Below are 25835 nucleotides of genomic sequence, written 5' to 3'. Positions count from 1 at the left end.
AAGATTATTTTTATTACTTAATCTTATAGTGTTCAATATAAAATACTATTGTATATTTTTAATCTTTGTTGTAATTCCAGTTAAATTATAACATTCTGCATAATCTCTAATAGGTCTTTTTATATGGTCAATTACAAACCTATTACCATCAATTCCATTATCATTTAAATTATTATATAAATGGTCTATTTCTTTTTTTACTTTTTCATTATTAAAAGTATAGTGACCTGCAATATCAATAACTTCATTAGATAAATTTTTATCTTTTATAACATCTTCTATAGTCATTTCTACTTGATCACCAACCATCCATTTTCTCCAACGTTCGCTTTTAATAGATTCATCCAAAAGTACATTATATATATTTGAAGTAGATTCAATAAGGCCATTATCAAACAATCTAGACTCTAATTTAGCTAGTTTTAAATAAGCTCTTGTTTCTTCAGTACCATACTGAGGTGCAACATTCGTTGCCGTTATTTTTGATGGTATATGCTCAAGTAAAGAGATATCATCTAAATAATCACCATTATGTTCTTTAAGACCTACACCATATCTTTTTGCCATTTTTGCAAGTTCTTTTGCATTATTAAAATTAAATTCTCCAACCTGCTCTGTCTTTCGAGTAAGTGTTCCTGTTTGACCAACTATAAATGTCGGCAATGGTAGATTTCTAGTTTCTAATTCTTCTTTTAGCCTTAAAATAAATTTCTCATAAGTTTCCGTAGACGTTAATCCACCATTCGTTTCCTCAGTACCAACTTCATAGCCTATTTCTGGTAAATTTCTTTTCTTTCTTTCTTCTTCACAAAATTCTATTAATTCAACTGTTCTCTCAATAACAGTTTCTAAAGGAATTACCTTCCCAACTTCAAAAGGATCTTTAGTTGGATCAATCATTAAAAGACTAAATCCAGCTTCTATATCAGCTATATATGATTTTTTTCCTAGAGACATTGCTTTTTCAGGTTCTAAATGGTCATTTCTTTCTTTATCTCTTTGCCAAGGTCCCCCATGATCTCTACACATATAATAATAATTGTCATAAGCTATTTTATCGCTAACTTCTTTCACAGCATCAACAAATGTAAATTGATTCCATCCATTTACATATCCACCACCGAATTCTTCAGCATCAACTTGATTCCTACTTGCAATAAACATAATTGGAAAATCTTTTTCTTTTGATACCTCTAAAGCAGCTTGGACACAATTTTTTGACATTGGACCAATACCTATAATTGTTCCACTTTCATCTTTATCTTGTAAGTCCAATAATCCTTTAACGACATTTTTGATTGATAAGTTTTTCATATTAATCTTCCTTTCTAGTTATTAGATTTCTGAATTGTTTTTAATAGTATTGTCTATATTTGGTTTGGTAAAATGTAATATAATTACTGAGACTACTACTCCTATTAACATTGATATAAAGAACCATAGTTTTCCGTTCACTAAAGGTAAAATAATTAGGCCACCATGTGGAACTAGCGCTTCAACATTATTAATCATTGCTAATGCTCCTGATATAGCACTTCCAATAATAATAGCTGGTAAAACTCTTTTTATATCTTTAACAGCAAATGGAATTGCACCTTCCGTAATACCTATAAGACCCATAAAAAATGCGGAAATACCTAAGTCTTTATCTTCAGTTGTATATTTTTTTCTATCTATAAATGTTGATATTGCTAAAGCTAATGGTGGAACAGCAACTGCTACTCTGTGAGCACCATTCGGTCCATAAATGCCTTCAGCCATTAAAGCTAAAGTAAAAGCAGTGGCTGTTTTATTAATTGGACCACCCATATCTACCGCTGTCATAGCACCTATTATCAAACCAATAAGTAGAGCACTTCCACCTTGAATACTTCCTAAATAATCAACTAACCAGTTCATTGCAGAAGAAATCGGAACCGCAATTACGTATATATATATTATTCCTAATATAAACGTAGTAAATATTGGAACAATAAGTATAGGCATGATTGTTTTTATTGTAGGGGGTACTTTCCAAGTTTTACACCATCGTACTAAATACCCAGTTGCAACACCTAGTACCATTGCACCCAAAAATCCTGTTTGTACATCTCCAGAACCTATTGGATTATTTGCTACGTAACCCAGAATCATTGCTGGTGCAATTCCGGGTTTTCCTGCTAAGGAGTAAGAAATATATCCTGCTAATAATGGAATCATTATCGCGAAACCAGCGGATCCTAAATCATTAATATTTTGCATAAACTGATTATTAACTTTCATTCCTTCATCAGTTGCTTCACCCGTTGATAATGATATTGCTAGAAAAATACCGCCAACTACTACTGCAGGAAGCATATAGGAAACACCGGTATTAAATGCTTTTTGTATATCTTTCCAAAAATTACTTTTACTTTTCATAGCTAACACTCTCCCCTAGAGTTTCTCTGCTTTATCAAGAATATCTGATGGATATTTAATCATGTCTCCCGGATTAATAGTTAATACTTTCCCATTACTTTCTTTTTCTTCAAATCGTTCTTCACCATCTATCCCAATTGCAATTGCTAAAATAACAACATCAGCTTCATCTACCTCTTCTTGTTCAATTTCATTCTCAATCCCCATACTCCCTTGTGTTTCAACTTTAACCTCATAACCTCTTTTTTTACTTTCCTTTTCAAGTGCTTCTTGAGCCATATAAGTATGTGCTACACCCGTTGGACATGCTGTTACCCCTACAATTTTCATATTAAATTCCTCCATTTATAATTTATTAATTATTAATTACTTTTTTTAAATATTTATAAGCTTCTGAATGACTTTTTAATTCAGTCAAAATATTTCTAAATTCTTCATCCAATAACTTTTTACTTAATTTAGATATAAATTTTAGATGTAAATTGTCACTATCATTCTCTGGAACTGCAATCATAAAAATTAGAGTTACAAATTCATCTTCATTTTCACTCCATTTAAATGGAGCTTTAGATTGTAGAAACCCAATAAATGGCTCTACAACTGAGTTAGATTTCCCATGTGGCATGGCGATATTATAACCTACAGCAGTGGAAGCTATTTTTTCACGATCATTTACTGATTTTCTAAAAATTTTTATATCATCTATAAGATTCATTTTATCTGCTTGTTGAATCAACTGATTAATTGCTTCGTCCTGAGTTTTTATATCTCTATTTAATAAAATCATATTTTTTTTTATAACATTAGTTGGACTATTATCCACAATTTAACCTCCCAAAATTTCATAAACTTGTTCTATGTTGCTAGCATTTTCTAATTTTTCTAATATTTGTTTATCATTAACAATAGAATATACATCAGTTAATATGTTCTTTATTTTTTTTACATCCTTCTCAGATATACAAATAATGACAATAATTTTTAAATTCTGCTCATTCCACTTCATAGATTTTTTATTAATAATTATTGTTATGTTAGTTTCATTTACATACTTAGGATCTCCATGAGGAATTGCTATACCTGTTGGTAAATCCGTTCCTCCTAATTCTTCTCTTTTAATCAAAGAATTAATAAATCCTTCTTTGACTATTCCATTTTTTATTAATTCTTCACCTATTTCATTAAATAGATTCTCTTGATTATCAAAAGTTTGATTAGTAAATATATATTCACTTTTAATTAGTTGTGATAAATATGGAAAATTATTATCTTTAAATGAATACACTTTTTTATCCATTATGCCTTCATTAAAATATTTAGAGATATTAAATCTGTCATAATCATTTAAAAAAGGTGAAACAACTATCATTTTTTCACTATCTATATTTAATTTCGTTGTAGATACTATTAAATCTATATCTTGTAAATCTATATCGTTTACTTCATACATCGATGCAATTTCAATAGTAGTAATACTTGGAAGTATATTTGTTAATCTATTTGCTAATAATTCGGATGTTGCAACACCCGTTGGACAAACGACAAGGATTTTTCTACTTTCCTTTTTTCTCTCAAAGGCAGACTGAAAATGTATTGTCAAAAATCCAATCTCATCTTCATTAAATGTTATATTCCATTTTTCTTCATATTCACTTAGTAATATCCAAATTAAGTTAAATATTAATGAAAATTCTTGTTTAATTTGAAAGACAAAAGGATTTTTTATGTGTACATCCTGTTGTAATCTATAAACCATTGGAGGTATATGATTTAACAAATGATTTTGTAATACTTCATCTTTTTCAAAATTTACATTTAATGAATCTCCTACTTTATTTATCATTTTGTCAGTTACTTCTTTAAAGTCATTTATATCTGGAAAAGCTTCAAAATGATATGATTTTAAATAGGTTGAAAGATATTTAATATCATCATTGGTGTAATTAATATTAATTCTTAATGACACTTTATTTATTAAGGATTTAGCTATTTTTTCAAATTTAATATCGTTATCAGCACTAACTTTGATTACGTTGCAGCCCTTTTTCATACGATATATCATTATAATTAGTACACTTAAAATATTAATCACATAATGTTGATCAATTACACCACTATTAACTCGCATATATGAATACAAAACTCTTGAACATACACTTACAACATCCTTACCATAATATTTTGATAATAAATCAAATCTTTCACTTTCATTACGCTCAAACGTCTGAATATGTTCTTTAAGTAAATATAAATTAAATTCTTGAAAACATTTTTGTATTTCAATTTCATTACCTGATATTCTTGTTCCTTTTAAATCACTTACAAGTTTTGCTTTATTACCATTAGTTAATAATTGATTAATAAAGCTCAAATCATAGCTAATTGAAGACTTACTGACTATAAAAGTATCTGATAAATGTTCAAATGTTACTGTACGATTTTCAAATAGTAGCATTTCAATAATTCTTAAACGTCTTCCTTCAGTCGAATACAATGATTCCATATTACTTTGTTCTTGAATATTATGATTTTTTAATTGATTTAAAGTTACACCCCGGCCAGGTTGTTTAATAATTTGGTATCCTTTGATAATTAAATACTCTGAAATAACATTTAAATCATTGTGAATAGTTCTGTTGGATACATTAAGTTCTTTAGCATAACTTTTAATTGTTATATATCCTTTTTGTTTAACCAATATCTCTATAAGAGACATTTGTCTTTCATTTAATTCCAAAGCCAGTCCCCCATTCAAAACAATGTTCTAAAGGAAATGAAAACGTTAACAATAGCTATAGATACATTGTAAATTTACTTTTAATTTTATTAAATACCAAAAAGTTGCAACATGTAATTGCAACAACTAGGATAAGTAATTTATAAACATATTACTAATCAAAAAAACACTTTTACATAAACTCATTGTAAATGAATTTTGTAAAAGTGTTTTTTATTATTACTATATATTGTAATATCAGCGTTTTTTAATTTTTATTTTCTTTTATACACTTTAATCGTAATTTCGTAGAAGTCTTTATGTTCTTCATCGATTCGTTTTACTTTAATACCTTCTTTTTCAACATTTTTAATGCTTTGTCCAAGTGTATCAAGTGCTTCTGTAATATCTTGTTCGAATTGAAATTGTTTTGCTTTTACTTTTTCAGATCCTCGTATTTTTTTAACACGATCTTCTGTTTGTTTTACGTTTAAATTTTGTGATTGAATTGCTGTTAAGACATCTTGTTGACCATCGTCATCTAAACCTAACATTGCTCTTGCATGTCTTTCAGTTATTTCACCTTTTTGTAATGAAATAATGATTGGTTCTGATAATTTAAGCAATCTTAATTTATTCGCTATGAATGATTGACTTTTTCCCATGCTTGCGGCTAAATCTTGTTGTGTTATACCTTCTAGATCAAGCAATTTTTTATATGCTTCCGCTTCTTCTATAGCTGATAAATTTTCTCGTTGAATATTTTCAATCAATGCAACTGCTGCTGTTTCTTTATCGTTTAACGGTTTAATGATTACTTCAGTCTCAGGTAAATCGTTATGTTTTATTGCACGAAATCTTCGCTCTCCAGCAATGATTTCATACATACCTTCTTCAATTGGACGAACTACAATAGGCTGTAATAATCCATGTTCTCTTATAGATTGTGCCAATTCTTTAATTTTTGATTCATCAAATACTTTTCTCGGTTGGTAACGGTTTGGCACAATTCTTTCTGTTGAAATTATCGCTACATTACCTTCAGCTCTAGCTTCTTCTATATGTTCTAATTCTTTGTCTTTAAGTCCAAATAATTTAGAAAAAGGCTTTTTCATCTCAATATACCTACTTTCGTTCATACATATTTCCCAGGAATTATTTTGTTATAGGTTCTTTGTTTGGTGTTCCTGGTTTTCTTGGATATTTCTTAGGTGTTTGTCTTAATTTATCTATCGTAATAATTTGTCTCATACTTTCTTCTAAAGGTAAAGTGAAGTCATATACTTCATTCACTTGACCACCTAGGACAGAAATAGCAAATTGTGCATCTTCTAACTCTTCATTGCCTTGTGCACCTTTTAGAGCTACAAATTGGCCACCTTTTTTAACTAAAGGTATGCAAAGTTCACTTAGTACTGATAATCTTGCGACTGCACGAGCTGTTACAAGATCAAAACTTTCACGATAACTACTTTTTCCAAATGTTTCAGCTCTATCATGAACAAAGTTTACTTTATCTAAGTCCAAGGCAGCTGCTAATTCATTTAAAAATTTAATTCGTTTATTTAATGAATCTACTATTGTAATTTGCAAATGCGGATAAATTATTTTTAATGGAATGCTTGGAAATCCTGCTCCTGCACCTACATCACATACAGACTCAATTTTATTGAAATCTATATAAAAGCTAGGTGAAACAGAATCAAAAAAGTGCTTCAAATAGACTTCTTCTTTTTCAGTCACTGCTGTTAAATTAATTTTTTCATTCCACTCTACTAGCGTTTCAAAATAAATTTCAAATTGCTTTAATTGTTTATCTGTAATTTCTATACCTGATTCTTTTAATGAATTAATAAATGTTTGTTCGTTCATCTATTTCACCTTCTGAATTTTACCTTGTTCAATATAAACAAGCAATATTGAAATGTCTGCAGGATTAACACCTGAAATACGTGAAGCTTGTGCAATATCTAATGGGTTTACTTCTTTAAGTTTTTGACGTGCTTCAGTAGCTAAACTGTTAATTGCATCATAATCTATATTTTCAGGTATTTTTTTATCTTCCATACGTTTCATTTTTTCAACTTGTGCTAATGATTTTTGGATGTAACCTTCGTATTTAGTTTGAATTTCAACTTGTTCTTGAACATCTGCACTAACTGGAGATTCTTCTTCTAAGATTTCCATAATAGCATCATAGTCCATTTCTGGTCTACGTAATAAATCTAATGCTAAAATACCATCTTTAAGTGCTGCGCCTCCACGACTTTCAATAACACTTTGTGTGTGTTCATTCGGTTTAATACGAATACCTTTTAATCTGTCTTGTTCTCCGCTGATCGCATCACGTTTTTGGTTAAATTTAGCATAACGTTCTTCAGAAATCATGCCTAATTCATAACCAATATCCGTTAGTCTTAAATCTGCATTGTCATGTCTTAATAATAGACGGTGTTCAGCACGTGAAGTTAATAAACGATAAGGCTCATTTGTACCTTTCGTCACTAAATCATCAATTAATACACCAATATATGCATCTGAACGACGTAAAACAACATCCTCTTTACCTTGTACTTTACCTGCAGCATTAATACCAGCCATTAATCCTTGACCAGCCGCTTCTTCATAACCTGAAGTACCATTAATTTGGCCTGCAGTGAATAAATTAGTTACAAGTTTCGTTTCTAATGTTGGCCATAATTGAGTTGGAACAATTGCATCATATTCAATTGCGTATCCTGCACGCATCATATCTGCTTTTTCAAGACCTGGGATTGTCTCTAACATTTTACGTTGAACGTCTTCCGGTAAGCTTGTAGATAAGCCTTGTACATAAACTTCTTGAGTTTGGCGTCCTTCTGGTTCTAAGAACAATTGATGTCTTGGTTTATCGTTAAATCTTACGAATTTGTCTTCAATTGAAGGACAATATCTTGGACCAGTTCCTTTAATCATACCTGAGTACATTGCAGATAAATGTAAATTATCATCAATAACTTTATGTGTATGTTCATTAGTATAAGTTAACCAACAAGGTAATTGATCTAAAATATATTCTGTCGTTTCATAACTAAATGCTCGTCCGACATCATCACCTGGTTGAATTTCAGTCTTGCTGTAATCTATAGTATTTCCATTTACACGTGGTGGTGTTCCAGTTTTGAAACGAACTATTTCAAAGCCTAATTCTTTCAAATGATCAGCTAATTTTAGTGATGGCATTTGATGATTTGGACCACTTGAATATTTTAAATTTCCTAAAATGATTTCGCCACGTAAGAACGTACCTGTAGTTAATACAACTGCATCAGCTTCATAAGTTGATCCAATAACCATTTCTACGCCTTTAATTTTATTATCTTCTATAATTAAACGTTCTACCATACCTTGCATAATATCAAGGTTAGGTTCGTCTTCTATCACTCGTTTCATTTCTTGTTGATATAACACTTTATCAGCTTGTGCACGCAATGCTCTAACAGCTGGACCTTTACCAGTGTTTAACATACGCATTTGAATATGTGTTCTATCAATTGTCTTAGCCATTTGACCACCAAGTGCATCGATTTCTCTCACTACTATACCTTTAGCTGGTCCACCTACTGATGGGTTACATGGCATAAATGCTACACTATCTAAATTGATTGTAAGCATAAGTGTTTTTGCGCCACGTCTAGCTGAAGCTAATCCTGCTTCTACCCCAGCATGCCCTGCTCCGACAACAATAACGTCATATTTTTGTGTCAAAATTTTTCCTCCTTTTTATTTTCCTAAACAGAATTGACTAAATAGTTGATCGATTAGCGAATCACTCGCCTCTTCACCTATTACTTCTCCTAGCAATTCCCAAGTTTTAATTAAATCAATTTGTACGATATCTATAGGTACGCCGTCTTCAGCTGACTGAATTGCATCATTAATTGAATTTTTCGCATCTTTTAAAAGTGCAATGTGCCTAGAATTAGAGACATATGTCATATCTTGAGACTGAACTTGTCCACCAAAGAATAGTTCTGAAATTTTTTGTTCAAGTTCTTCTATTCCTTGTTGTTCTATCATCGACGTTTGTACTAATGGATGGTCACCTATCATGTCTTTTAATTGATCCATGTCTAAGTTTTGTTCTAAGTCCATTTTATTTATTATAACAATAACATCTTCATCTTTAATGACATCAAATAATTGATAATCATTTTCTGTTAATGCCTCATTGTAATTAAGTACAAATAAAATTAAATCTGCTTCTGATAATGCTTTTCTAGATCTTTCGACACCGATTTTTTCTACTATATCTTCCGTTTCACGAATACCAGCTGTGTCTACAAGTCTTAGCGGTACACCACGAACATTAACATATTCTTCTAATACATCACGTGTAGTTCCTGCAACTTCAGTCACGATAGCTTTATTATCTTGAATTAAGTTATTAAGCATCGAACTTTTACCTACATTAGGCTTCCCTACTATTACTGTAGATAGACCTTCACGCATGATTTTTCCTTGTTGGCCAGTTCTTAATAATTGATCAATTTCATTCTCAATATGCCTAGATTCCTTTAAAAGGAATTGCGCAGTTGCTTCTTCGACATCATCATACTCTGGATAGTCTATATTTACTTCCACTTGTGCAAGGATTTCTAAAATAGATTGTCTTAGACCTTTAATTAGATTACTTAGACGCCCTTCCATCTGCCCTAAGGCTACCTTCGATGCGCGTTCCGTCTTAGATCTTATGAAATCCATGACCGCTTCTGCTTGTGATAAATCAATACGTCCGTGTAAAAATGCTCTCTTTGTGAATTCACCTGGTTCAGCCATTCTTGCACCATTTGATAAAGTTAATTCGAGTACACGATTAACAGTTACAAGACCACCATGACAGTTAATTTCAACGATATCTTCTCTTGTAAAAGTCTTAGGTGCTTTCATTACGGCTACCATTACTTCTTCAACAACTTCTTCTGAATCAGGATCAATAATATGACCATAATTTATTGTATGCGATGCTACTTCATTGAGTTGTTTCTTTCCTTTATAAATACGATCAGCAATATTTAAGGCATCCGGGCCACTTAATCGCACTATTGCTATTGCACCTTCACCCATAGGCGTTGAGATACTTGTAATTGTATCTAATTCCATGTTTTTCTCCTCCACCATTAGTAACTATTCTATTGATTGTAAATGGTTTTGTTCTATTTTTCGAATATATTGTTCGAAAAAATGCGGAGCGAGATCACTCACTCCGACTATTATCATTTATTCTTAATGACTAAATATCGATGTGGTTCTCTTCCTTCAGAGTACGTTTCGATATTTTCAATCTTACTAACTGCTTGATGCATTATTTTTCGTTCGAAATTTGGCATCGGCTCTAATTTAACGGGTTTCTTTGTCTGGATAGCCTTTTTAGCCATATTAATTGCCAACTGTTCTAAAGTTTCTTTACGCTTTTCTCTATAAGATTCTATATCTAATATAAGCGTATAATAACCTTTCACAAATTGATGCATATAATTTTGTCCTACAATTTGAAGCGCATTTAAAATTTGTCCACGCTTACCTATTATATAAGCAGCATTATTTGAAGTCATATTAATATAAATTGTATGAGACTTAACTTCATACGAACCATCTACATCAATATTCATTTCTCTTACTATTTTAAGTACATATTCTAATGTATCTTGTGCTACTTCATTTAATGAATCTTTTTTCTGATTACTGTGTTCATGTATATCTTCTTCTGACTGAATATCATTTTGAACATCATCATTACGCTCTTGAACCGTTTCTTCTTGCTGAGTATGAACATTATTTGATGATTCATCAACCTCTTCAAGTTGTTGATGACGATTTTTTAATGCTTCAATTGATTCAAACTGTTTAAGTTCTGGATCAATTACAGTTAATTCAATTTGTGCATCCTGTTTCATAAATCCAAAAATACCTTTTTTACCTTCTTTAATAACATCAATTCTTACTTGTTGTTCTTGAACATCCAAATCTTCTAAACCTTGTTGTAGTGCTTGTTCTACTGATTGTCCTTCATAGCGTGATTTAAGCATCCTGCAACCTCCTAGTAATATTTCAATACTTAAGGAATACGTTTATTAAAAACTTTAGCAATCTTCAATACATGCTCTAAACTCTTCTGTGTTTCAAGTACATCTAAATCAACAGCTTGGTTTCGAGCGATAACAATGATGTCTTTAGGAATAATATTTTCTTTATGATTCTTAAAACATTCTCTAATAGACCTTTTTATTCTATTTCTAGTAACAGCATTTCCTAATTTCTTTGAAACACTTATGCCTAATCTGAAATGTTCATTATCATTTTCTGCTGTATAAATAACAAACTGTCTATTAGCAACTGACTTACCTTTTTTATAAATTCTTTGAAAATCATTATTTCTCTTAATACGATAAGCCTTTTCCACAAACATCCACTCCACAATACATCACTTAATTATTGTTCATTATACAAAACAATTACATCAATTAAAACAAAAAAAAGACCACTGCTCTTCAGTGATCTTAAGCTGATAATACTTTTCTACCTTTACGACGACGGCGAGCTAATACTTTACGACCGTTTTTAGAACTCATGCGTGCACGGAAACCGTGTACTTTACTGTGTTTACGCTTATTTGGTTGATACGTACGTTTTACCATTTAAGAGCACCTCCATTATTTATTCGTTAGTATCTAATTTATAGTTAGATAATTGTTTGTATGATATTCATTTATATATATCAGATCAGAAGATTAGTTTCAAAATTATTTATACCATACATGTGATTTGTCACAATTTCAATAACTACTAAACTATAACAAAACAGTTTTTAAAAATCAAGAAGAAATTTATCGTAATCAAAAAATCGAGTTATCCACTTATTCACAATGCATCACAAACATTTTGTGGATAATCATATAACTATTTTTTCTTATTCACAGCATAATATTATCTTTCTGCACATATTCACATGTATTTGACAACTTGTTTTGTTTAAAAGTATAATTGTGTGGATAAGTTATACAAAGTATTGATACTACTATGATTACTACATGAAAATATTAGTGTAAAGATTGTGGACAAGAGAATTATAAAGTTGAGTTATCCACCGTTTGTGTGTAAGTTGTGGATAATTATTCACACCTTGTGGTTTTCTTTATCAACAGTCTTATTTTATGTGTATAACTCAATAAATTTAAATTAGAAAGAGGACTTTTATGAATTCAAAAGAAGAAATCTGGGAGCAAGTGTTATCCATTGCTGAAGATCAAATCGCTTCTGCTGGTTATAATACTTGGTTCAAAGGCACTTACTTACATCAAATAGATAGTAATCGTGCAATAATCGTTGCACAAAGTCCTTTTGTTGCTGAGTGGTTAACCAATAAATATCATGAACATGTCATTAATTTCATCTATGATGTCATTGGCGACAAAGTTCAAGTTAAATTTATTTCAGAAGAAGATTTGCAAAGTGAAGATTTCGCTGTGCAACCGAAAAAATCAAAAGAAATCGAAGAGCATGAAGAAGTAATAAACAGCCAACTTAATAGTAACAACACGTTTGATACATTTGTTATTGGACCTGGTAACCAGTTTCCACACGCTGCTTCACTAGCTGTTGCTGAAGAACCAGCCAATGCTTATAATCCACTGTTTATATATGGTGGTGTTGGTTTAGGTAAGACACATTTAATGCATGCGATTGGTCACTACGTACTTGAACAGAATCCAAATGCAAATGTACTATATACATCTAGTGAAAAATTTACAAATGAATTTATTAAGTCTATAAGAAAAAATGATACTGAAAGCTTTAGAGACAAGTATCGTAATATAGATGTTCTACTAATAGACGATATTCAATTCATTCAAAAGAAAGAACAAACTCAAGAAGAATTTTTCCACACATTTAATGATTTACACCAAAATAAAAAGCAAATTGTTATCTCAAGTGATCGTCCACCTAAAGAAATTCCTACTTTAGAAGATCGTTTAAGAACACGCTTTGAATGGGGTTTAATTGTAGATATTACACCGCCTGATTTTGAAACACGAATGGCTATTCTACAAAAGAAAATTGAAGAAGAAAACTTAGATTTACCGGTAGAAGCTCTGACTTATATTGCAAATTCAATTCAATCTAATATTCGTGAATTAGAAGGTGCTTTAACAAGAGTGTTAGCCTATTCTAAACTTAGAAATAAGCCAATTAATACTGATTTAGTAGCAGAAGCACTTAAAGATATTATTTCTACACCTAGATCAACCAAAATTACTATTCAAGACATTCAGCAAATAGTTGGTAAAATGTATAATATCCGTATAGAAGACTTTGCTGCCAAAAAACGTACAAAATCTATTGCATATCCTAGACAAATTGCGATGTATCTTTCTCGCGAACTTACAGATTTCTCATTACCAAAAATTGGTGAAGAGTTTGGTGGTCGAGATCATACAACAGTAATTCATGCACATGAAAAGATTAAAAAAGATTTAGTAAACAATCCAGAACTCAAATCTGATTTAGAACAACTAGAAAAACAAATCCGTGGATAATGTGGATAAGTTGTGCACAGCCATACACAGTTTATTAACATGTGAATAACTTTTGTATCACGTTTTTAAACCACTTATCCACCAATCCACAGCCCCTATGACTATTACTATGATTTTAAAAGATATATAATTAAATATATAACGACTGGAAGGAGTTTTATAAGTTATGAAATTTACTATTCAACGAGATTACTTTCTTAATCAATTGAATGACACATTAAAAGCAATTTCACCAAGAACAACATTACCAATACTTACAGGTATAAAAATCGATGCTACCGATAGAGGCATCATATTAACAGGATCAGACTCTGAGATATCGATAGAAATAACAATAAATCAAAATATTGATGGTGAAAAAATTGTAGATATTGAAGAAAAAGGTTCTGTAGTACTTCCAGGACGTTTCTTTGTAGATATCGTTAAAAAATTACCAGGTAAAACAGTTAATCTATCAACAAACGATCAATTCAAAACACTTATCACTTCAGGACATTCAGAATTTAACGTTAGTGGTTTAGATCCAGATCAATATCCTTTATTGCCACAAGTATCCGAAGATGATGCAATCAAATTACCAATCAAGGTATTAAAAAATATAATCGCGCAAACAAACTTTGCAGTGTCCACGTCAGAAACACGCCCAGTGTTAACAGGTGTAAACTGGTTGATACAAAATAATGAATTAACCTGTACTGCAACAGATTCACACAGACTTGCATTAAGAAAATTAAAACTTGAAGATGAAGAAATAGAAGACAAAAATGTTATTATTCCAGGTAAAGCTTTATCTGAATTAAATAAAATAGTTTCTGATTCTGAAGAAGATATCAATATATTCTTTGCAAGCAACCAAGTTTTATTCAAAGTAGGTCATATAAACTTTATTTCACGTTTGCTTGAAGGCAATTATCCAGATACGACAAGATTATTCCCTGAAAACTATGAAACTAAATTAACTTTAGATAATAGTGAGTTCTATCACGCTATTGATCGTGCATCATTATTAGCACGTGAAGGTGGAAATAATGTTATTAAATTATCAACTGATGTAGATAAATTAGAATTATCATCAACTTCACCAGAAATTGGTACTGTAAAAGAAGATGTGTCTACAGATAATGTTGAAGGTGAATCGTTAAAGATTTCGTTCAACTCTAAATATATGATGGATGCATTAAAAGCAATTGATAATGATGAAGTACAAGTAGAATTTTTTGGAACGATGAGACCATTTATTCTTAAACCAAAAGATGATGAAACATTAATTCAACTAATTTTACCGATTAGAACATACTAATAATTTTTTTAAGAAACTCGCTGTAATTAGTGAGTTTCTTATTTTTTTGTCGTTAATTGTCAAGTAAACTTGACATAGAGTACTAAATATTTTATTGTAAAGTTAACTTGACAGGAAGTGATGAATTGAAAAATAAAGTTTATGAATATCGAACGAGTAGAAAAATGACTCAAAGTGAATTATCTCGATTGGTCAATGTGTCGAGACAAACGATTAATTCTATTGAGCGTTATAAATTTAATCCGACATTAGTATTAGCACATAAGCTTTCTCAAGTATTTGAAATTTCCATTGATGAATTATTTATTTTTGAAAATGATGAAAATATAGACATTTCAGAAATAAAATCCAACAAAAAGGAGTAAAAGTTATGACATTACTAATTAAAAATGTTTCTAAAAAATTTAATGACTTTGTAGCTGTACATGATGTTAATTTGGAAGTTCCAAAAGGGACAATGTATGGATTTTTAGGTGGAAATGGTGCAGGTAAAACAACTACTTTCCGTATGATTCTAGGTTTATTACCTAAAACAACTGGTGTCGTTTCTTTTGATGACAAACCGATTGATTATTCTATGACTAATACAGTTGGTTATTTGCCTGAAGAAAGAGGTCTACACCCGAAACTTAAAGTTTGGGAGCAAGTGCAATATTTAGCAGAATTAAAAGGTATGAGAAAAAAAGACATCGAAAAAGAGCTAGATTATTGGTTGAAAAGATTTGATGCATTTGAAAATAAAGAAAAAAAGATCGAAGCATTATCAAAAGGTAATCAGCAAAAAGTTCAATTAATCGCAGCTATTATTCATAAGCCAGAATTACTAATTCTTGATGAACCATTTAGTGGTCTAGATCCTGTAAATGTTGAATTACTTAAGTCGGCAGTTAAAGATCTTAAAGACCAAGGCACAACGATTATATTTAGTTCTCACAGAATGGAGCATGTTGAAGAACTTTGTGATTACATTTGCATTATGAGTAAAGGGAAAGCGATTGTCTCAGGTTCTATAGACAAAGTTAAAGATGATTTCGGAAAGAAAGATATTTTCATTGAAGGTGCTCATAATTTTGAATTTTTAAAAGAATTTGAAGGTGTCGAAGATTTCAAAGAGACTAAAAAAGGCGTTAAAATCACAATTTCTGATGAAACATACGCAGAAAATATATATCAAAGTGTTACTAAATTAGGATATCTTAAACGATTCCAAGTTGCTGAACCATCACTAAACGATATATTTATTGCTAAGGTGGGTGAGAAACATGAATAAATTTTGGACAACATTTAATTTAACGTATATGCAAAAAGTGAAAAGTAAATCTTTTATCATAATGACAGCGATTTTTATGATTTTTGTATTTGCATTAAGTAATGTCGATAAAATTATTGATTTCTTCGACAACGATAGTAAAACAGTAGCGATTCAATCAGATAACGATATGATTTATAAAGTACTGGAAAAACAATATAAACAAAATGATGATATAGAAAAAGTCGAAAAAGTAACTCTTGAAAAAGGTAAGAAGGGCGTTAAAGATGAAAAGTATAAACGTCTTATTGAAGTTAAGGTAAAAGGTGAAAAAGTAGACGGTAAGATTTACGAAAAAGGTAATGTTAGTGAAAGCGAAAAAATGACTTTGCAATCAACACTTAGCCAAATGCAATCATCATTAACAGCTCAAAAATTAAATTTATCAGAAGATGATTTAAAAACATTGAATACACCTAGTGATGTAAAAACAGAAGAAATTAAATCTGACAAAGATAAACAATCGAGTGATGTTAACCCGAAAGTTCAAGCGTTAAATTCAGCTGTTGTTTATATCATCATCTTCTTATCATTCTTTATAACTATAAATTATGCTAACCAAATAGGTTCAGAGATTGCGACTGAGAAGACTACTCGCGTAATTGAAATGATTGTAACGAGTGTGAAGCCTTCAGTACACGTTACAGCTAAGATATTAGCTATTATATCTGTCGCATTCACTCAAATATTCTTTATTGTTCTTGCAATCGTAATTAGTATCTTTGCATTTGATTTAAAAGGTCTATTCGAGTCAGCTGGTGTTGAATATGGTCCTGAGACAACTAGAATCATCGTATATGGAGCTATATTCTTAATTTTAGGGGTGATATCCTATATTTCATTAGCGGCTATTCTAGGGGCATTAACGAGCCGTATAGAAGATCTTGCTCAATCTATGATGCCTGTCACATTTATATCATTAGGCGCTTTCTATATTGCAATATTCAGCATATCTAATCCTGATACAATGCTTGTTAAAATAACGAGCTTCATTCCAATGCTATCGCCAATGGTAATGTTGCTAAGAACAACTTCTGAAAGCACACCTGAATGGCACTTAATTTTAGGAATTGTGATTTCAATCGTTACTTGCATTATTTTACTTTTATTCGCAGCTAGAACATATCGAGGCAGTGTACTTACGTATGAAAAAGGTATTATTAAAAATCTAAAGAATGCATTAAATATTACTAAATAACTTTAAAAACCATATAAAAAGCCAATTTGTCACAAAACCTTAATGAATTTTTAGTGAATAATATAGAATTTCTTTGTATGATAGTATAAAATTTATATTATCAACATAAGAGATTGAGGGGTAAATATGGCGAATAAAAATAGTAATAGTAATATTATGTTTCTGATGATAGCAATACTTGTAGTGGTAGTAGGTATTGTATTACTAGTTGTGTTTGGTGGAAGCGGCAGTGACAATAAAGAAGAAAGTCTATTTGATAGAACTGTTAAAGCAACAGATTTATCAAAAGATACAAAAGATAATCCAACACAGAAAAAAGATAAAGCTAAAGTTCAAATTATTGAATTTGGAGACTTTAAATGTCCAGCATGTAAAGCATTCGAAACAAACTACATGGATCAAATAGAAAAAGACTATATCGATAAAGATAAAGTTGAATATAGATTCGTTAATGCACCATTTCATGGTGAAGGTTCAGAATTAGGAGGTGCTTCAGCACACGCTGTGTATAAAGTAGCACCAGATGCATATTGGGATTATCATAGAGCATTATTTGAAGCTCAACCAGATGATCATAATGCTGAAACTGATGACGAATGGTTAGATTTGAAGGTAGTTAAAAAAGCAGTAGATGGTTTAGATATTGATCAAAGTAAAAAAGATCAAATCATGAAACTAGTAGAAGATAGAAATTCAGAATCGTATAAACAAATGAAGAATGATTCAGACTTAACAAATAAATATGATGTAGATATCACACCTACAGTTGTCATAGATGGTAAAGTGTTGTCAGACCCAATGGATTATGACAAAGTATCTAAAGCAATCGATCAAGCAATCGAAAAGAAAAATAAATAAAAATAGGTGATATATTTGAAGCAGCAATATGCACTATTTATTTCCTGGGTTATAGCTTTATTAGCTATGTTAGGTAGTTTATATTTCAGTGAAATACAAGGATTTATACCATGTACGCTTTGTTGGTATCAAAGAATATGTATGTATCCTTTAGTCATTATTTTAGGAATCGGATCGTTCCAAAACGATTATAGCGTTAAGAAAATAGCACTTCCATTTTCAATAATTGGACTATTAATCTCAACATGGCACTACTTAGAACAAAAAGTACCTGGCTTTGCTGAAATTAAACCATGTACACAAGGTGTTCCGTGTTCATCAGAATATATAAATATATTTGGATTCATAACAATACCGTTTTTAGCAGGAATAGCATTCTTATCAATCAGCTTGTTATTAATATTCTCTAAAAAAGATAAAGAAATTTAATGACGTAAGTCCAGACATATTTCTATTATCAAAAATATCCCAATCCGTTAAAATTTAATTTCGGATCGGGATATTTTTTTAGTTTGAATATAAATTTTTTGAAGATTTATTTATCTTAAAATGAATTGTACATAAAACATGATTTTTTAGTAAAAAAAAGGTATAATATAGAGATGACTAATTAAGATTGGAGTGAAGATAGTGGTACAAGATATCTCAGTTGAAGACGATATAACTTTAGGTCAATTCCTAAAAAATGAAGGCGTCATTGGAACGGGTGGTCAAGCTAAATGGTTCCTCCAAGATGAAGAAGTATTAATAAATGGTGAACGTGAGATTCGTCGTGGAAAAAAATTACATGATGGTGACTTAATTGAAATTCCTTCAGAGGGCAAATTTCGTATTAACCATCAAAGTGAATAAATTATGATACTACAAAAGCTTACTTTAACTAATTACAGAAATTATGATAAATGCACACTTCAATTTAATCCAAATGTGAATATTTTGATCGGTGAGAACGCTCAAGGTAAGACGAATTTATTAGAATCTATTTATACTTTGGCATTAGCTAAAAGTCATAGGACTTCAAATGACAAAGAACTCATACAGTTTGGTGAAGAGTATGGTAAAATAGAAGGTGAACTAAGTTATCGCCATGGATCGATGCCTATTTCTTTAATCATTACGAAAAAAGGCAAAAAGGCGAAAGTCAATCATCTAGAACAGAGTCGTTTAACGCAATATATTGGCCATTTAAATGTGGTATTGTTCGCACCAGAAGATTTAAATATTGTAAAGGGTAGCCCGCAAATCAGACGACGTTTTATTGATATGGAACTCGGTCAGATGTCTGCGGTCTATTTAAATCATTTATCTAATTATCAGAGATTACTTAAACAAAAAAATCATTACCTCAAAATGTTACAAATTGGGAGAATGAAAGATCGAACAATGTTAGAAGTATTCAACGATCAATTTTCAGAAGCGGCAGCAAATGTGACTTTGAAACGTGCACACTTTATTAGTGAATTAGAAAAGATTGCAGAAGTGATTCATCAAGGTATAACGAGTGATAAGGAAAGTTTAATGGTTCATTACGAACCTAACATTAAGCTTGCTGAAACACATCACAATGTAGCTGATTTAAAGAATGCTTTTTGTGAGTTGCTTAATGAATCTATGGATAAAGAGATTGAGCGTGGAAGTGCAAGGTTTGGACCACATAGAGACGACATTAGTTTTCATGTTAATGATATGAATGTACAGATTTATGGTTCACAAGGACAGCAACGTACAACAGCATTATCTATAAAGCTTGCAGAGATTGAGTTAATTAATCAAGTTGTTGGAGAATATCCAATTTTATTATTAGATGATGTGTTGAGTGAACTTGATGATAAACGACAAACCCATTTATTAAGTACAATTCAAGAAAAGGTTCAAACTTTTGTTACGACAACATCTGTTGATGGAATTGAACATGAGATTATGAAAGATGCCAAGGTATTTAATGTATCTAAAGGCAACATTATTGAGTAGATGAAAGTGAAGGTGGAAATACGTGTCAGAACAAAATAACGGTACAAGTTATGGTGCAGATCAGATACAAGTATTAGAAGGTTTAGAGGCAGTCCGTAAACGCCCTGGTATGTATATTGGTTCTACAGCTGCAAGAGGTTTACATCATCTAGTTTGGGAAATTGTTGATAATAGTATTGACGAAGCTTTAGCTGGGTATGCAGATCATGTAGAACTTGTGATTGAAAAAGATAATTGGATTAAAGTAACGGATAACGGTAGAGGAATACCTGTAGATATTCAAGAGAAAATGGGTCGTCCTGCTGTAGAAGTTATATTAACCGTTCTACATGCTGGTGGTAAATTTGGCGGTGGCGGATACAAAGTATCTGGTGGTCTACATGGTGTAGGTTCATCTGTCGTAAACGCACTATCTTCTGAACTAGAAGTTTACGTTCACCTTAATAATAAAATATATCATCAAGCATACGAAAGAGGCGTACCAGCATTTGATTTAAAAGTCATTGGCGAAACAGAACATACAGGTACGACTATTCGTTTTAAAGCAGACAGTGAAATCTTCACTGAAACAACTGAATACGACTATGAAACATTACAAAAGCGTATACGTGAATTAGCATTTTTAAATAAAGGTATTCAAATTTCATTGAAAGATGAAAGAGACGAAGAGAATATTCAAGAAGATTCTTACCATTACGAAGGTGGTATTAAATCTTACGTTGAAATGTTAAATAAATCTAAAGATGTATTATATGATGAGCCAATTTATATTCACGATTCAAAAGAAGATGTAGAAGTTGAAATTGCAATTCAATATAACGGTGGTTTTGCTACAACATTACTTACGTATGCCAATAACATTCATACTTATGAAGGTGGTACACATGAGGATGGATTTAAACGTGCTTTAACACGTGTGATTAATAGCTACGGACTGAAGAACAAACTTCTTAAAGAAAACGAAGAAAAGCTTTCTGGTGAAGATGTGCGTGAAGGTATGACAGCTGTTGTATCTATCAAACATAGTGATCCTCAGTTCGAAGGTCAAACTAAGACTAAATTAGGTAATTCAGAAGTACGTCAAATTGTTGATAAACTTTTCTCTGAACTATTTGAAAGATTCTTATTAGAAAATCCAAACGTAGCAAGAATTATTGTTGATAAAGGTGTTATGGCATCTAGAGCTCGTCTTGCTGCTAAGAAAGCAAGAGAAGTAACGAGACGTAAATCAGCTTTAGAAGTTTCAAGTTTACCGGGTAAACTTGCTGACTGTTCAAGTAAGAAGCCTGACGAATGTGAATTATATATCGTTGAGGGTGACTCTGCTGGTGGGTCTGCGAAATTAGGTAGAGACTCTAGAACACAAGCCATCTTACCTTTACGTGGTAAAATTTTGAATGTTGAAAAAGCACGTCTAGATAGAATTCTTGGCAACAATGAAATCCGTGCAATGATTACGGGTCTTGGTACAGGTATTGGTGGGGAATTTGATATTAGTAAAGCTAGATATCATAAACTAGTTATTATGACAGATGCTGACGTTGATGGTGCTCATATTAGAACGTTATTATTAACATTCTTCTATAGATTTATGAGACCACTTATTGAAGCGGGATATGTGTATATTGCACAACCACCTTTATATAAAGTCGAACAAGGTAAGAAAAAATATTACGTATTTAACGATAGAGAATTAGATAAATTAAAAGAAGAACTTAGCTCAACACCAAAATTATCTATAGCACGTTATAAAGGTCTTGGAGAGATGAATGCTGATCAATTGTGGGATACAACAATGAATCCTGAACATCGTTCAATGCTTCAAGTAACACTAACTGATGCGATAGAAGCTGACGAAACTTTTGAAATGCTTATGGGAGATGTTGTTGAGTTTCGTCGTCAATTTATTGAAGAAAATGCCGAATACGCAACGTTAGATATATAAAGCATCATTTACGATTTAAGGAGGATATGATTAATGGCTGAAATACCACAATCAAGAGTTAGTGAACGTAACATCAGTAAAGAAATGAAAGAATCATTTTTAGATTATGCAATGAGCGTAATTGTATCTCGTGCTTTACCAGATGTTAGAGACGGTTTGAAACCAGTTCATAGACGTATTTTATATGGTATGAATGATCAAGGTATGACTTCAGATAAACCATACAAAAAATCTGCACGTATTGTTGGTGACGTAATGGGTAAGTATCACCCTCATGGTGACTCATCTATTTATGAAGCAATGGTACGTATGGCACAAGACTTTAGTTATAGATATCCATTAGTAGATGGCCAAGGTAACTTTGGTTCTATGGATGGTGATGGTGCTGCTGCAATGCGTTATACTGAAGCACGTATGTCTAAAATTACAGGCGAATTATTGAGAGATATAAACAAAGATACAATTGATTTTCAAGATAACTATGATGGTAATGAAAGAGAGCCAGTAGTCTTACCTGCAAGATTTCCTAACTTATTAGTAAATGGTACTTCAGGTATAGCTGTTGGTATGGCTACAAACATTCCACCACATAACTTAAATGAGGTCATTGACGGAGTATTGGCATTAAGTCATAATCCAGAAATTACAACGAATGAGTTAATGGATATCGTTCAAGGTCCTGATTTTCCAACTTCTGGTTTAATTATGGGAAGAAGCGGAATTAGACGCGCTTATGAAACAGGTCGTGGTTCCATCATAATGAGAGCTCGTTCTGAAATAGAAGTTATGAAGAACGGGAAAGAGCGTATCGTAGTAAGTGAAATTCCTTACCAAGTTAACAAAGCAAGATTAATTGAAAAAATTGCTGAGTTAGCACGTGATAAGAAAATCGAAGGTATTACAGACTTAAGAGATGAAACAAGCTTAAAAGTCGGCGTTCGTATCGTTATTGAAGTAAGAAAAGATGCTAATGCGAATGTTATTTTAAATAATTTATATAAACAAACGCCATTACAAACTTCATTTGGTGTAAATATGATTGCTTTAGTAAACGGTAAGCCTAAATTATTAGGATTACGTCCAGTACTATTCCACTACTTAGAACATCAAAAAGAAGTCGTAACAAGACGTACTAAATATAACCTTAAAAAAGCACAAGATAGAGCACATATTCTTGAAGGTTTAAGAATTGCGTTAGACCATATCGATGAAATCATTGCATTAATTCGTGAGTCACAAAGTGATTCAGAAGCTATGGATGGATTACAAAATCGCTTTAATTTATCAGAAAGACAAGCACAAGCGATATTAGATATGCGTTTACGTCGATTAACTGGATTAGAACGTGGCAAAATCGAAAATGAATATCAAGAGTTACTTAAACTGATAGAAGAGTTAATAGAGATTCTTAAAGATGAAGAAAAGTTACTTGAAATCATTAGAGAAGAGATTATTGAAATAAGAGATAAATATGGCGACAAACGTCGTACTGAAATTACTGCAGCCGGTCTTGATCAAATAGAAGATGAAGACTTAATTCCTGAAGAACAAATTGTTATTTCATTAAGTCATAATAACTATATTAAACGATTACCAGTTTCTACATATCGCTCTCAAAATAGAGGTGGTCGTGGTGTACAAGGTATGAATACTATAGAAGACGACTTTGTTAGTCAGTTAGTAACATTAAGTACGCACGATAATGTCTTATTCTTTACGAATAAAGGCCGTGTATACAAACTTAAAGGCTATGAAATTCCAGAGATGTCTAGACAGTCTAAAGGGTTACCAATTGTGAATGCTTTAGAAATAGATAAAGATGAAATGATTAGTACAATGATAGCAGTCAAAGATCTATCAAGTGAAGAAGACTTCTTAGTATTTGCTACTAAACATGGTACTGTTAAACGATCTAAACTATCTAATTTCTCTCGTATAAATAAAAATGGTAAAATCGCAATCAACTTTAAAGAAGGCGATGAACTTATAGCGGTTAGACTGACGGACGGTACTAAAGAAATTATTATTGGTACTAAACATGCTTCATTAATTAGATTTGATGAAACTAAGTTACGTCCATTAGGTAGAACAGCAGCGGGTGTAAGAGGTATTTCATTACGAGATGGTGACGAAGTAATAGGACTAGACATCACAGATGAAGAACAACAAGATGAAATCCTGATCGTAACTGAAAATGGTTATGGTAAACGTACATCAGCAGACCAATACCGTATCTCTAATAGAGGTGGTAAAGGTATTAAGACTGCTACCTTAAATGAGAAAAATGGTGATCTCGTTTGTATCACAACAGTTGCAGGTGATGAAGACTTGATGATCGTTACAAACTCAGGCGTAATCATAAGACTTCATGTCTCAGATATTTCTCAAAACGGACGAAGCGCTCAAGGTGTTAGATTAATCCGTTTAGGCGATAACCAACACGTTGCAACAGTTGCAAAAGTTGAACCAGACGAAGAAGAAATAGCAGAAACTCCAGTAGAAGGTGTATCAGAAGAAACGGTAGATACAGAAGTTACTGAAGAAGAGAATGAAGGTAAAGAAGATTTAAGAGAAGACTTCATTGAACGAGTAAATGAAGATATCGAAGAACAAGATAACGACGAAGAATAATATATAATAATGATAAAAGGCTGAGACAATTAACTTGTCTCAGCCTCTTTTTGCATTTAAATATAGAATTTATGGTCTGTTTCTAAGACTCAAATGATTTCATAGCATATGGGATTTCATCTATAAGTTTGGATGGTGGGACGATATACATGTCTTTAGCTAATTTTTCACCGATATAGCTGTGTATATAACACGCATTTATAACCGCTTCTTCTAAATCAAATTGTCCTACGAAACTTGTGATCATGCCTGCTAATGTATCTCCCATTCCACCTGTAGCCATAGCTGGGGTACCGATTGATAATTTATATTCATGGTCTTTAAAGAACAACTCTGTACCATGCTTTTTTAATACTACAGTCGCATTCAAAGCTTCGACTGCTTCTTTATTTTTTTCATATGTTTGTTCTTCTATAGGAATATTGCTCAGTCTTTCCCATTCTTTTTGATGAGGAGTGAAGATAATTTCACATTCTGGTAAAGTATGCTTTAATTTACTCAAAATTGTAATAGCATCTCCATCAATAATTAAAGTTTGGTGTGGCTGAATATTTTGGAATAGAAATGTTAATGTATTATTCCCTTTAAAATCTAAACCGAGTCCTGGACCAATTAAAATACAGTCCGATAGTTCGATTAATTTAGATAGCTTTTTTAAATCAGTTATATCTGAAACCATTGCTTCAGGACAACGTGAATGTAAAGCAGCAAAGTTTGATGAATGTGTGGAAACTGTGATAAGACCACTACCACTAAATACACAAGCTCTTGCAGCTAACATAATTGCGCCACCTAAATTAGCGTTACCACCGATTAATAATATCCTACCATAATCCCCTTTGTGAGACTCTTGTTCTCTTTTTGGAATTGTGACAGATGAAATTGTCTTCATATTAACCCACCTTCAAATAATTGTACGACTTATTATGCC

The 25835-nt window shown here is 31.6% G+C and carries 24 protein-coding genes; 11 read left to right on the top strand and 13 right to left on the bottom strand.

Annotated elements, in window-relative coordinates; genetic code table 11:
- Positions 1–45: 45 nt before the first annotated feature.
- The 12 genes from LQ609_RS09205 to rpmH all read right to left on the bottom strand — a co-directional run bounded on the left by LQ609_RS09205 (position 46) and on the right by rpmH (position 11793).
- The gene (locus LQ609_RS09205) at positions 46–1314 is read right to left on the bottom strand and encodes a class II D-tagatose-bisphosphate aldolase non-catalytic subunit (RefSeq protein WP_239734622.1); all 1269 of its coding nucleotides are present in this window, start codon (positions 1312–1314) and stop codon (positions 46–48) included.
- Positions 1315–1335: 21 nt separating this feature from the next.
- Entirely contained in the window at positions 1336–2400 is a 1065-nt protein-coding gene (locus LQ609_RS09200) for a PTS fructose transporter subunit IIC (protein ID WP_239734621.1), read from the bottom strand.
- Between the two features lie 15 nt (positions 2401–2415).
- A complete protein-coding gene (locus tag LQ609_RS09195; RefSeq protein WP_239734620.1) occupies positions 2416–2730 on the bottom strand; it encodes a PTS fructose transporter subunit IIB in 315 nt (104 codons plus the stop codon).
- A gap of 25 nt (positions 2731–2755) precedes the next feature.
- On the bottom strand, positions 2756–3223 hold the full coding sequence (locus tag LQ609_RS09190) for a PTS sugar transporter subunit IIA (RefSeq protein ID WP_239734619.1): 468 nt from the start codon (positions 3221–3223) through the stop codon (positions 2756–2758).
- A 3-nt stretch (positions 3224–3226) separates the two neighbouring features.
- Entirely contained in the window at positions 3227–5137 is a 1911-nt protein-coding gene (locus LQ609_RS09185; protein WP_239734618.1) for a BglG family transcription antiterminator, read from the bottom strand.
- A gap of 254 nt (positions 5138–5391) precedes the next feature.
- Complete coding sequence (noc, locus tag LQ609_RS09180; protein ID WP_078357178.1) at positions 5392–6231, bottom strand: nucleoid occlusion protein; 840 nt, start codon at positions 6229–6231, stop codon at positions 5392–5394.
- A 40-nt stretch (positions 6232–6271) separates the two neighbouring features.
- Entirely contained in the window at positions 6272–6988 is a 717-nt protein-coding gene (gene rsmG / locus LQ609_RS09175) for a 16S rRNA (guanine(527)-N(7))-methyltransferase RsmG (protein WP_078357179.1), read from the bottom strand.
- Complete coding sequence (gene mnmG / locus LQ609_RS09170) at positions 6989–8863, bottom strand: tRNA uridine-5-carboxymethylaminomethyl(34) synthesis enzyme MnmG (RefSeq protein ID WP_078357180.1); 1875 nt, start codon at positions 8861–8863, stop codon at positions 6989–6991.
- A 15-nt stretch (positions 8864–8878) separates the two neighbouring features.
- The gene (mnmE, locus tag LQ609_RS09165; protein ID WP_239734617.1) at positions 8879–10258 is read right to left on the bottom strand and encodes a tRNA uridine-5-carboxymethylaminomethyl(34) synthesis GTPase MnmE; all 1380 of its coding nucleotides are present in this window, start codon (positions 10256–10258) and stop codon (positions 8879–8881) included.
- 113 nt (positions 10259–10371) lie between these two features.
- Entirely contained in the window at positions 10372–11184 is an 813-nt protein-coding gene (gene jag / locus LQ609_RS09160; RefSeq protein ID WP_208144356.1) for an RNA-binding cell elongation regulator Jag/EloR, read from the bottom strand.
- Positions 11185–11213: 29 nt separating this feature from the next.
- The gene (gene rnpA / locus LQ609_RS09155) at positions 11214–11558 is read right to left on the bottom strand and encodes a ribonuclease P protein component (protein ID WP_078357183.1); all 345 of its coding nucleotides are present in this window, start codon (positions 11556–11558) and stop codon (positions 11214–11216) included.
- A gap of 97 nt (positions 11559–11655) precedes the next feature.
- Positions 11656–11793, bottom strand: a complete 138-nt coding sequence (gene rpmH / locus LQ609_RS09150; RefSeq protein ID WP_016999186.1) for a 50S ribosomal protein L34 — start codon at positions 11791–11793, stop codon at positions 11656–11658.
- 558 nt (positions 11794–12351) lie between these two features.
- Here rpmH and dnaA point away from each other — a divergent pair.
- The 11 genes from dnaA to gyrA all read left to right on the top strand — a co-directional run bounded on the left by dnaA (position 12352) and on the right by gyrA (position 24904).
- Positions 12352–13692 carry a chromosomal replication initiator protein DnaA gene (dnaA, locus tag LQ609_RS09145; RefSeq protein ID WP_078357184.1) on the top strand — a complete coding sequence of 447 codons (1341 nt, stop codon included), beginning with the start codon at positions 12352–12354 and terminating at the stop codon, positions 13690–13692.
- Positions 13693–13858: 166 nt separating this feature from the next.
- Positions 13859–14992 (top strand): DNA polymerase III subunit beta, encoded by a 1134-nt coding sequence (gene dnaN / locus LQ609_RS09140; RefSeq protein WP_078357185.1) that lies wholly within the window; start codon positions 13859–13861, stop codon positions 14990–14992.
- A gap of 107 nt (positions 14993–15099) precedes the next feature.
- Positions 15100–15357 carry a helix-turn-helix transcriptional regulator gene (locus LQ609_RS09135; RefSeq protein WP_345773193.1) on the top strand — a complete coding sequence of 86 codons (258 nt, stop codon included), beginning with the start codon at positions 15100–15102 and terminating at the stop codon, positions 15355–15357.
- 5 nt (positions 15358–15362) lie between these two features.
- Complete coding sequence (locus tag LQ609_RS09130) at positions 15363–16262, top strand: ABC transporter ATP-binding protein (protein WP_078357187.1); 900 nt, start codon at positions 15363–15365, stop codon at positions 16260–16262.
- Positions 16255–17499 carry an ABC transporter permease gene (locus LQ609_RS09125; RefSeq protein WP_078357188.1) on the top strand — a complete coding sequence of 415 codons (1245 nt, stop codon included), beginning with the start codon at positions 16255–16257 and terminating at the stop codon, positions 17497–17499. Before LQ609_RS09130 ends, LQ609_RS09125 begins: the two co-directional genes overlap by 8 nt.
- Positions 17500–17625: 126 nt before the next feature.
- Positions 17626–18357: a DsbA family protein gene (locus LQ609_RS09120; RefSeq protein WP_078357189.1), complete on the top strand. Its 732-nt coding sequence runs from the start codon at positions 17626–17628 to the stop codon at positions 18355–18357.
- A 15-nt stretch (positions 18358–18372) separates the two neighbouring features.
- Positions 18373–18786, top strand: a complete 414-nt coding sequence (locus LQ609_RS09115) for a disulfide oxidoreductase (protein ID WP_078357190.1) — start codon at positions 18373–18375, stop codon at positions 18784–18786.
- Between the two features lie 192 nt (positions 18787–18978).
- On the top strand, positions 18979–19209 hold the full coding sequence (yaaA, locus tag LQ609_RS09110; protein ID WP_239701244.1) for a S4 domain-containing protein YaaA: 231 nt from the start codon (positions 18979–18981) through the stop codon (positions 19207–19209).
- 3 nt (positions 19210–19212) lie between these two features.
- Entirely contained in the window at positions 19213–20328 is a 1116-nt protein-coding gene (gene recF, locus LQ609_RS09105) for a DNA replication/repair protein RecF (RefSeq protein ID WP_078357192.1), read from the top strand.
- A 22-nt stretch (positions 20329–20350) separates the two neighbouring features.
- The gene (gyrB, locus tag LQ609_RS09100) at positions 20351–22273 is read left to right on the top strand and encodes a DNA topoisomerase (ATP-hydrolyzing) subunit B (RefSeq protein WP_078357193.1); all 1923 of its coding nucleotides are present in this window, start codon (positions 20351–20353) and stop codon (positions 22271–22273) included.
- Positions 22274–22306: 33 nt separating this feature from the next.
- The gene (gene gyrA, locus LQ609_RS09095; RefSeq protein WP_107509108.1) at positions 22307–24904 is read left to right on the top strand and encodes a DNA gyrase subunit A; all 2598 of its coding nucleotides are present in this window, start codon (positions 22307–22309) and stop codon (positions 24902–24904) included.
- Positions 24905–24986: 82 nt separating this feature from the next.
- Here the strand turns inward: gyrA and LQ609_RS09090 are convergent, their stop codons facing one another.
- Positions 24987–25796 (bottom strand): NAD(P)H-hydrate dehydratase, encoded by an 810-nt coding sequence (locus LQ609_RS09090; protein ID WP_078357195.1) that lies wholly within the window; start codon positions 25794–25796, stop codon positions 24987–24989.
- Between the last annotated feature and the right edge of the window lie 39 nt (positions 25797–25835).

Source organism: Mammaliicoccus sp. G-M28 (assembly GCF_022386595.1).
GTDB classification, from domain to species: Bacteria; Bacillota; Bacilli; order Staphylococcales; family Staphylococcaceae; genus Mammaliicoccus; species Mammaliicoccus fleurettii.
The sequence above is the reverse complement of the archived record's forward strand: the minus strand, read 5'-3'. Positions and strand labels throughout refer to the sequence as shown.

Coding starts and splice junctions, on each gene's coding strand:
- LQ609_RS09205 (WP_239734622.1), bottom strand. CDS start 1,314: ATGAAAAACTTATCAATCAAAAATGTCGTTAAAGGATTATTGGACTTA.
- LQ609_RS09200 (WP_239734621.1), bottom strand. CDS start 2,400: ATGAAAAGTAAAAGTAATTTTTGGAAAGATATACAAAAAGCATTTAAT.
- LQ609_RS09195 (WP_239734620.1), bottom strand. CDS start 2,730: ATGAAAATTGTAGGGGTAACAGCATGTCCAACGGGTGTAGCACATACT.
- noc (WP_078357178.1), bottom strand. CDS start 6,231: ATGAAAAAGCCTTTTTCTAAATTATTTGGACTTAAAGACAAAGAATTA.
- rsmG (WP_078357179.1), bottom strand. CDS start 6,988: ATGAACGAACAAACATTTATTAATTCATTAAAAGAATCAGGTATAGAA.
- mnmE (WP_239734617.1), bottom strand. CDS start 10,258: ATGGAATTAGATACAATTACAAGTATCTCAACGCCTATGGGTGAAGGT.
- jag (WP_208144356.1), bottom strand. CDS start 11,184: ATGCTTAAATCACGCTATGAAGGACAATCAGTAGAACAAGCACTACAA.
- rpmH (WP_016999186.1), bottom strand. CDS start 11,793: ATGGTAAAACGTACGTATCAACCAAATAAGCGTAAACACAGTAAAGTA.
- dnaA (WP_078357184.1), top strand. CDS start 12,352: ATGAATTCAAAAGAAGAAATCTGGGAGCAAGTGTTATCCATTGCTGAA.
- dnaN (WP_078357185.1), top strand. CDS start 13,859: ATGAAATTTACTATTCAACGAGATTACTTTCTTAATCAATTGAATGAC.
- LQ609_RS09130 (WP_078357187.1), top strand. CDS start 15,363: ATGACATTACTAATTAAAAATGTTTCTAAAAAATTTAATGACTTTGTA.
- LQ609_RS09125 (WP_078357188.1), top strand. CDS start 16,255: ATGAATAAATTTTGGACAACATTTAATTTAACGTATATGCAAAAAGTG.
- LQ609_RS09120 (WP_078357189.1), top strand. CDS start 17,626: ATGGCGAATAAAAATAGTAATAGTAATATTATGTTTCTGATGATAGCA.
- recF (WP_078357192.1), top strand. CDS start 19,213: ATGATACTACAAAAGCTTACTTTAACTAATTACAGAAATTATGATAAA.
- gyrA (WP_107509108.1), top strand. CDS start 22,307: ATGGCTGAAATACCACAATCAAGAGTTAGTGAACGTAACATCAGTAAA.
- LQ609_RS09090 (WP_078357195.1), bottom strand. CDS start 25,796: ATGAAGACAATTTCATCTGTCACAATTCCAAAAAGAGAACAAGAGTCT.